Below are 1,131 nucleotides of genomic sequence, written 5' to 3' on the forward strand. Positions count from 1 at the left end.
GTGTATGGATTTTGGCACTTTCGGCCTGTCAGTGGAACGACTAATCTTTGTCTCACGGGCTAACCCAGCCCATCCATCCAAGGAGATAGTCATGGCAATTCTTGTAACGGGCAGCACAGGCGTGATCGGCCAGCAGATTCTCAAGCATTTGAACGGCAGCGGCGTCGAAGTGCGGGCGCTGACGCGTACACCCGAGAAAGCGAAGTTCCCCGCCGGTGTCGCTGCGGTCAAGGGTGACTTGTCCGATGTCGACGCCGTGCGGCAAGCGATCAACGGCGTCAGCACGCTGTTCCTACTCGCACCCAATGCCGCGGACGAACTGACCCAAGCGCTTCAGACCTTGAGCGTCGCACGGGAAGCCGGCGTGAAAGGCGTGGTCTATCTGTCGGTGTTCAAAGGGGCCGAATACGTGGACGTGCCGCACTTCACCGGCAAACATACCGTCGAGCGCATGATCGAACACCTGGACATTCCGGCGACCGTGCTGCGCCCCGCGTATTTCATCCAGAACGACGTGAGGCAGAAGGACCCGCTGCTGACGCACGGTGTCTACGGCATGCCGATTGGCGAAAAGGGAATTTCCATGGTCGACGTCCGCGATATCGGCGATGCTGCCGCGCGCGAACTCCTGAGCCGCGAGCGCGCCGGTGCCCCATTGCCGCGTGAAACCTATGAACTCGTCGGCCCCGATGTCATCGATGCCAAGACGGTGGTGTCGATCTGGGCCGAGGCGCTCGGACGCCCTGTCCGCTACGGTGGAGACGATCTCAACGTCCTGGAACAGCGGCTCAAGTCGGCGGCCCCCGCCTGGCTTGCCTATGACATGCGACTCATGATGGGCAGGTACCAGCAGGATGGGGCGGTCGCTTCGAAATCGGAGGTAGAGCGCCTTGCTGCGCTGCTTGGACGACAGCCGAGATCCTACCGAGACTTCGCGGTGGCGATGGCCGCGGAGTGGGCCACGGACTAATCGATCAGAAAGGGCGACAGCAATTTCAAAGCATCGGCATTCGAGCGACAGGTCGCCCTTCTGATCGCCTCAATACAAGCGGCTGTTGCGAGGCGATTCGCCTTGCAGCCGGGAAGCAGCCGTTGAAAATCGTCGCCATAGTCGTGGGCGAGTCAATCTAA

Annotated in this window: 1 protein-coding gene; it reads left to right on the top strand. The window is 60.8% G+C overall.

The genetic code is table 11. The annotated features are described in order from the left end of the window. Positions 1-91: 91 nt before the first annotated feature. Positions 92-970: an NmrA/HSCARG family protein gene (locus P3T43_RS35675; protein ID WP_429285671.1), complete on the top strand. Its 879-nt coding sequence runs from the start codon at positions 92-94 to the stop codon at positions 968-970. The last annotated feature ends 161 nt before the right edge of the window (positions 971-1,131 follow it).

The organism is Paraburkholderia sp. GAS41, from assembly GCF_050436545.1.
Taxonomy (GTDB): domain Bacteria; phylum Pseudomonadota; class Gammaproteobacteria; order Burkholderiales; family Burkholderiaceae; genus Paraburkholderia.

What these genes read in the sequence shown, in the direction of transcription:
- P3T43_RS35675 (WP_429285671.1), top strand. Translation starts at nt 92, where the DNA reads ATGGCAATTCTTGTAACGGGCAGCACAGGCGTGATCGGCCAGCAGATT.